Genomic DNA, 351 nt, shown 5'->3' with positions numbered 1-351 from the left:
TCAAAGCCCTGCTGGCCCAGCTGCTGGTCGTCGCCGCTGGCATTCAGGCCGTGATTGAGCCTGCCGCCGAAGACGCACCAGAACCCGATCAGGCCCCAATCGATGACGTAACTGACGCGGTGAACGACATCGTCACCACTGCAGAAGAAGAGCGCGAGTTCCAGCGTAACGGCGGCGGCAACAAAGCCGTGCTGGCGGCGTTGGCGGGCCTGCAGAAGCAGTTCACCGAATTGAAGAACACTCCTTCAGGTCGCCAATTGCCGCGCTCCACCGGCGCCGCCGACAAATCCAAAGTACGGGTGCTCTGACATGGCTCGTTCCCTGAGCGCCTACGGCGCCAAGATGTACGCC

At 62.4% G+C, this 351-nt stretch carries 1 pseudogene; it reads left to right on the top strand.

From position 1 onward, the window contains the following. Window positions 1–308, top strand: a pseudogene (locus tag ACW9IR_RS29760) (capsid scaffolding protein); the annotation flags it as partial. Window positions 309–351: the final 43 nt, after the last annotated feature.

The sequence above is a fragment of the Pseudomonas sp. SDT291_1_S447 genome (assembly GCF_054070155.1).
This window is presented reverse-complemented; position numbering and strand designations above follow the sequence as displayed.